This window comes from Burkholderia sp. Bp9143 (assembly GCF_003853645.1).
In the GTDB taxonomy this organism is placed as follows: Bacteria; Pseudomonadota; Gammaproteobacteria; order Burkholderiales; family Burkholderiaceae; genus Burkholderia.
In genome coordinates, this window is the sequence record NZ_QTPO01000016.1 from 148,020 (window position 1) to 154,019 (window position 6,000).

Consider the following 6,000-nt stretch of genomic DNA (forward strand, 5'->3'; position numbering starts at 1 on the left):
CAACAGCGCGCCGCCGGCATCGGCCTGCAAGCCGTGGCTCGTTGCGCTCCATCACGACACCTTCCAGCTTGCCGCGAGCAAGAGCGGTACTTCCAGCAAGACGGCGGCCGTCTCCGCCAGTCGCGAAACGAGCAGCAGCACGCGGATCGTTCCGAGGGCGAAGCCGATCGCAAACACGATCGACGCTTATACGCAGCCGGCGTTGGCGCAGGCTCCCCACTTGACGGGACTACCGGCGCACCTTGTCATGACGTTTCGCGTTCATCTCGTGCGTTGCGTTCAGCACGTCACAAGATCCGTATGCCCGAAGCCTTTCGAATAGTCGAGCACCGAAATGACGGTCGGCGTGATCCGGAAAATCCGGACCTCATCCGGTGACGGCATGGGCATCGGCAACGAGACCTGCGCCGGATATTTGAGCGGAAGCATGCGCAGGACCTTTTCGGCTTCGGTACGATCGGTCACCGGTTGCGCATGCGCCGCCATCGACAGACCGGTAATCGCCATCAGGTCATCGGTATCGTGATCGATCGTCAGCGAAACGCGATCGTCTCGCGCCAGATTCGCTGCCTTCTGGCTGTCGAGGCCGCAAAGGAAGTACAGCGTGAGACCGTCGTTGACATAGCCGACGGTTGTCGCCTGCGGCCAACCGTCCGGCCTGAGCGTAGCGACCGTCATGATCCGGTGCTGATCCAGCAGCGCCAGTATCGTGTCCTTGAAAAGTGCATCCATGTTGCGTCTCCGGGGTTGAAGCTCACCCAGACATCACCACGGCCGCGATTGTCCGCCGTCACTGCGCGTGAATGCGTGCTGTCGATCCGTTCCCTACATTCGCACCAATATGACGTCGAAGGTAGCTTGCGCGAGACAACGGTCGTTCATGTCAGTATGCGCCCGGCAACTGATTGGTGCCAAAGCTTCGTTCGAACGTGAATGCCGTGGTCGCGAGCAGCAGCTTCTCAAACAGCCAGATCAGATAGCGATACGGCTCGATGTTGTTCGCCCTGCTGGTTCATGCCGCGTCCCAGACCATGTCGAATCGAGCAAATTCAACCGCGTTTTCAAGCGGGTTCTCTCAACTTGTCGAGGCTATCGAAGTGCGGCGCCGACATCCGCGCGCCGGCCGTGTGCCATGGCGCTACGCCCGGGTGACGCTTCGGCCGGGCCGCGCGTGCCGATGACGCTGAACATCAGCTGATCCATCTCCTTGATGATATCGGCAAGGACTGTCGTGATGACCGCGAACTCGCGGCCATACGAGCCCGCGCGCGCGGCGGCGATGCGCGCATTCAGCGCGACGATGTTGGCTTGCATTGAGATGCTGCCCAATTGTTCGGCGATGCTCGCCTGACGTTTGAGCGCCTCGGCCTCGATGCCGCGCATTTCGTTCTGGTATGCGAGCGTAATCTGCTGCAGCAGCTCGAGCAACGGAGTGGCTTGTCTGACGAGCGCGTCGACCTGTTCGTCTGTGGCAGCGCTGCCCGATTCGAGACTCGCGAGCACTTTGGCCGTGTGCGCGATGAAGTGCCGGACATGCTCGTCTGCGCGCGGAGTGCCGAAATAGAGTTGCCTCAGCGCGTCGGAGAACACGCCAGGTAACTGCTCGTTGCCCTCGACCAGATCGGCGTGTGCATTCGCGAACATGGCCGCACTTTGCCTCGCGACGTCCAGTGCGGCATCGTCTCCGCGCGAAGCGAGCAGCACGTGCAGCACGATACGTTGCGACAGCATCCGCTGCCGGCCGGCCAGATTGATGAGCGCGCCGATCGCTTGCGCCGAGACCGGGGCGTGAGTCGAATGCGTCTGTCGTTTCATGTGTTGGAAGGTGTAGGGCGGAGATCGCCGATGTGTCGAACCGCGTGGGAGCACGGCGCGCATCCCGGCTCCTCCTGTCATCGAGACAAAAAAAATCCCGGAGCGACACGCGCACGAACCGATCGGCCGATCAGCGCAAGAGTCGCTCCGGGACGCCATTGCCCCGCATCCGCTCGTAAGAGCGTAGGGAAAACTGGTGAAACGCAACGGCCGCCGTTGGCCAGTATCGGATCCAACGCAATACCTGTGCCAATTCGTGCTGCCTCGTGCCCGCAGATGGGCCGACGCGCGCGACTCGACATGTCTGTATTGCGCAAAGCCATGCCGCCGTTAGCGCACTGGGCAAGCGTACGCCATTTCATTGCCGGCTCCGGGGAGCGGCGGTTGAAAATCGATTGGCGCCGAAGTGAAATGAAGCCGAGTCACGCGTGTTGCGTGTGGTGCGGCATGAATGGAGATGGTGCAATTCAATGATGTGCTGCACCACGATTGCACACCGGTTGTCGCGCGCTTCAATTTGCCGGCATGAAGAAAGGGGGAATCTGCAAGTGATTGCCGAAACATTTGTGGTCGGGTTAGCGCATGTCGAGGTCGCTTTCGGGACCTCTGGAGCACGACGGCTGGCTGATGGGCGTGCGCGGCCACTGCCAGCGGATGCGTGCTGTCGGCCAGAAGGCGACCTTTGTTCGCGGCGCGGCCATGACATTCGGGCTGCAGTTCCTCTTCGGAACCGGCCGTTCGAACCGCCAGAACCCCAGCGTCGTCTCAGGGTCGACTGCTGTCGACTCACACTTGGGAAGTGGCAATTCATGCACAATGTCGAACCGTCGCCCTTTTGGCGGGAGTCGGCGTTCAAACAGCGTGAGGCTCCGCAGACCATTGTCCGTTCGTTCACACTTTCGCACGAACGGACTGCCCCAACTGAGCTGCGACCCAGCGATAGTGCTACCACTTTTGCGGCCCGCTCCTCACGTGCGTGGGAACCGCGTATAAGCCCTTCAACTCATGCGAACGTTCTTGTCATGCCAGAAGATTTCGAAGTTCACGGCCCGCACGATCATGCAGTAGAGCCCCATGCGGCGCATGGAGAAGACCACGCAGCGGCGCGCATCGCCGTGATGACTGCTGTGCTGGCCTGCGTCGGCGCGATTTCCGCATACCAGAGCGGTGCGGACGAGAATTTCGCGTTGCTGCACAAGAACGAGGCCGCGATCCAGAAAACCGAGGCAGCTAACCTGTGGGCCTACTACCAAGCAAAGGGCGAAAAGCAGAATCTAGCCGAGCTCGGTGCGGCCTTGAGCCAGGAAGCGTCGCCGCAAAGAAAGCGTTTCGAAGCAGACGCGGCGCGGTATCGCGAAGAGAAGGAGCCGATCCGCAAGCGCGCCGAAGCGCTCGAGCAAGAAGTCGTGAAGAGCAATGCTGCAAGCGAGGAGCGGCTACACCGGCACCATCGTTGGGCGCAGGCCACTACCATCATTCAGATCTCGATCGCGCTTGCTGCGATCACGATTCTCACGCGGCGGAAATGGATGCAACACCTGTCGATGGGCGCTGCCGCGATCGGCGTCGTACTGACAGGGCTGGCGTTCTTCGGTGTGTAGCGGCCCGACGAGCGGGCGCTTGTCGGCCACGTCCGGACGTTCGACGCAACGACTTAAATAGTTGACAATGCCAGGTATCTGCAGCTCGCCCGATGCCATGCCTCGGTAATGACATGAAACTGCTTTCTCCTTCCGATTGTTCGGCATGGCTGAAAAGTGAGGATTGTTGTGAAAACCCGTACGGGCGGCTTGGATTCAGCATGTCCTCGTATTTGCAGTTTGCGATCCCGAAAGGCGATGGGGAAGTTGTGCGGATGGTCGGTCGTATCCGTACTTGCCTCGCTTCACCGCGAACCTGCCTGTTCCAGGTCACTGACTGGTCGCGATATGCGGAACTTGAGAATTCGATATTGAGTGATCTGGAATCGACATGTTCGGGCGACCTGAAACAGTTCGATCCCGTTGGCATATTGTTTGAACCCAACGAAGTAGGTGAGATGTTTGAGTGTTGCGTTCGTGTGATCCGTTGCGGCATGAGCGCGTACTTATACGCACCGCGGCGCGCCACCTTTCTTATGTGGGAGGGAGACCTTGTCGATGTGTGGACGAACGGACCTGATCTGCGAGACCAGCTTGCGCAATGGCTAAGAAGCGAGCGGTTCCGCATTACAAGTTTTTAGTCAGCGACCTTCAACGACAGAACAGAGGTGAACGCCGTGTCAGTTGTCGAGACCTTGATGGAAACCGCAATCGCTGACGTCGATCATTTGCGTTTGATGGATGCGCAAGGAGATGACTTCGGCATAACCCGCGACGTCGATTTTTGCCTAGTCGCGTCGTCTGCCGAGAAGGCATCGACTGTTGCGGGCTTTGTTAACGACTACCAGTACGGGCGCGCTTCGGTGCAGCAGGATGACGACCAGTTTCGCGTCCTGGTCGTCATCCCCATGTCAGTGCTCCAGCACAATATTTTGGCGGTGTCGGGATTCATGACGTGTATTTCAGCGCTGTTTGGAGTGACCTACGATGGTTGGGGGTGCGTCGTTCAGAAACGGAACTGAAAGACATTCTTCGACGTATCAACAAAGGCGTGGCGTTTGCCTCGTTGTCCTCGGCAAGTGCCCAACGAAAGCAACTGAGCGGTAATAGAAACACTACCGGCGATGTCGGTCTGACGACGACGCTATGAATGTTTCATCGACCGCAGTCGTCAGCGTCGGGCAGAGGTCGGCCGAGGGTGTGTCAAAACTCGAATTTACTGACAGGCCCTTTCCGGGTGTCGCTTTACCCTTCCCGAAGTGCCGCGAAGCCGATACAGAGCGTTCTGGTGGGTCGACTTTCGCACCTCTGTCGAAGTCGCACGTTTTGACACACCCTCGGTCGAATCCGGTAGTACGTCGACTGCCGGCTGCTCGTCCCGTCGCAGCACCGAACTTCCGGAGTCGAGTGCGGATTCAACCGGTCGTGCCTGGATCCAGGCCGTATTTCTCCATTCTTGACTTTTGCATTGCGATAAGCCATCGACGAAGTCCGGCAGGAAACACGAACGGAAAAAAACGCCTTGCCCATCCGCGGGGTTCATTACGGATCGCTCGCTGCCACCAGCGGCGATCCGTTTCCCGGTCGGTCCATGCGAATCGATCGTCAAAGGCCACCTTTGGCGAAGCCGCCGGCGTCCTGCGCATGCGCGGCGGCTTGGGCCCCCTCATTCGAGCGCAACGTCACCGTTAAACGGAACCTTCAGCTTCAGGCCGGCGACTTCGAGCGTAATGGTGGCCGGCAGGGTTTCGTTTCCCTTCACGTCGCCGCTGGCCAAGGCCTTCTCGACCGCATGCTCGATCTCGCGCTGCGCGGCAACGCCGAAGGACTTCAAAAGCTTGCGAATGCTCAGGTTCAACGCTTCGTCGTTCATGTTCATCTCCCGTTTTCGATGAGAACGCGTCAGATCGCGTCGACACTGCCGCAATTTCGGCCAATTCGGGGGCGCGTGTGATCAGGACAATCCCGTACAGGGCGCCGCGCACGTCGTGCGCTGCTAGCTCGATCGTGAATTGGGGGTTGAGGTGATCCGGATCGACATGATGAAGCAGGCACCCCACCGGCAGCGCACAGCAACGGAGCGCGGGCCGTAAGATCGATTCCAGCGCTACTTGTCCGGGCTGGCCGAGACGGTGAAAGCTATTCTTCCACCCGGAGTAGCCCCCTATCGCTGTCGTCGACGGTGTCTAAGTGAACGTCTGGAGTTGGCCGATAGTGTTGAAGCACTCGCCGAGAAGCGCTTGTGACATGTTGGGGAAAAAAATCGATCTCTCAGATCGGCCTACAAGCCACTCGCAAACCTCGGTTAAGGGTAAGACGACCCCTCAGAACCTCACGGGATCCGCTGTCATCGAGTTTTTCAACACTATCGGCCGACATGCGCCGGACGCGATCGTCCGCAACCCGAGGCGGCCGGTCGGCACTCTACAAAGCAGCCATTCGGACGCGGGTCTGATGACCACCTCGGTGAGAAAGCGTCATACGCGCATGCGGAAACCCTCTCAGGGTGTTGCATTACGAGTTACTGCTGAACCGCGCCGGGAATCGTGGAGGCCGGTTGGTTTAAGTTAATGCAGGCAAGTCAGCGGCATTTCTGAGTTGCCTG

At 59.3% G+C, this 6,000-nt stretch carries 7 protein-coding genes; 3 read left to right on the forward strand and 4 right to left on the reverse strand.

Features of this window, described 5'->3' with window-relative positions; all coding sequences use genetic code 11:
• Window positions 1-51: 51 nt before the first annotated feature.
• The 3 genes from DIE23_RS40160 to DIE23_RS14835 form a co-directional block, all read right to left on the reverse strand.
• On the reverse strand, window positions 52-177 hold the full coding sequence (locus tag DIE23_RS40160) for a hypothetical protein (protein WP_260436069.1): 126 nt from the start codon (window positions 175-177) through the stop codon (window positions 52-54).
• 102 nt (window positions 178-279) lie between these two features.
• Window positions 280-732, reverse strand: coding sequence for a pyridoxamine 5'-phosphate oxidase family protein (locus tag DIE23_RS14830; RefSeq protein ID WP_124612810.1), 453 nt, complete (start codon window positions 730-732; stop codon window positions 280-282).
• 357 nt (window positions 733-1,089) lie between these two features.
• Complete coding sequence (locus DIE23_RS14835) at window positions 1,090-1,815, reverse strand: type IV pili methyl-accepting chemotaxis transducer N-terminal domain-containing protein (protein WP_124612811.1); 726 nt, start codon at window positions 1,813-1,815, stop codon at window positions 1,090-1,092.
• Between the two features lie 1,022 nt (window positions 1,816-2,837).
• Here DIE23_RS14835 and DIE23_RS14840 point away from each other — a divergent pair.
• From DIE23_RS14840 to DIE23_RS14850, 3 genes are all read left to right on the forward strand, one after another.
• Complete coding sequence (locus tag DIE23_RS14840; RefSeq protein WP_124612812.1) at window positions 2,838-3,416, forward strand: DUF4337 domain-containing protein; 579 nt, start codon at window positions 2,838-2,840, stop codon at window positions 3,414-3,416.
• A gap of 113 nt (window positions 3,417-3,529) precedes the next feature.
• Window positions 3,530-4,036: a hypothetical protein gene (locus DIE23_RS14845; protein ID WP_124612813.1), complete on the forward strand. Its 507-nt coding sequence runs from the start codon at window positions 3,530-3,532 to the stop codon at window positions 4,034-4,036.
• A 57-nt stretch (window positions 4,037-4,093) separates the two neighbouring features.
• Window positions 4,094-4,417, forward strand: coding sequence for a ribonuclease E inhibitor RraB (locus tag DIE23_RS14850; protein WP_124612814.1), 324 nt, complete (start codon window positions 4,094-4,096; stop codon window positions 4,415-4,417).
• Window positions 4,418-5,061: 644 nt separating this feature from the next.
• Here the strand turns inward: DIE23_RS14850 and DIE23_RS14855 are convergent.
• On the reverse strand, window positions 5,062-5,268 hold the full coding sequence (locus tag DIE23_RS14855) for a DUF6494 family protein (RefSeq protein WP_124612815.1): 207 nt from the start codon (window positions 5,266-5,268) through the stop codon (window positions 5,062-5,064).
• Window positions 5,269-6,000: the final 732 nt, after the last annotated feature.

Coding starts and splice junctions, on each gene's coding strand:
- DIE23_RS14830 (WP_124612810.1), bottom strand. CDS start 732: ATGGATGCACTTTTCAAGGACACGATACTGGCGCTGCTGGATCAGCAC.
- DIE23_RS14850 (WP_124612814.1), top strand. CDS start 4,094: ATGGAAACCGCAATCGCTGACGTCGATCATTTGCGTTTGATGGATGCG.
- DIE23_RS14855 (WP_124612815.1), bottom strand. CDS start 5,268: ATGAACGACGAAGCGTTGAACCTGAGCATTCGCAAGCTTTTGAAGTCC.
- DIE23_RS14835 (WP_124612811.1), bottom strand. CDS start 1,815: ATGAAACGACAGACGCATTCGACTCACGCCCCGGTCTCGGCGCAAGCG.
- DIE23_RS14840 (WP_124612812.1), top strand. CDS start 2,838: ATGCCAGAAGATTTCGAAGTTCACGGCCCGCACGATCATGCAGTAGAG.
- DIE23_RS14845 (WP_124612813.1), top strand. CDS start 3,530: ATGAAACTGCTTTCTCCTTCCGATTGTTCGGCATGGCTGAAAAGTGAG.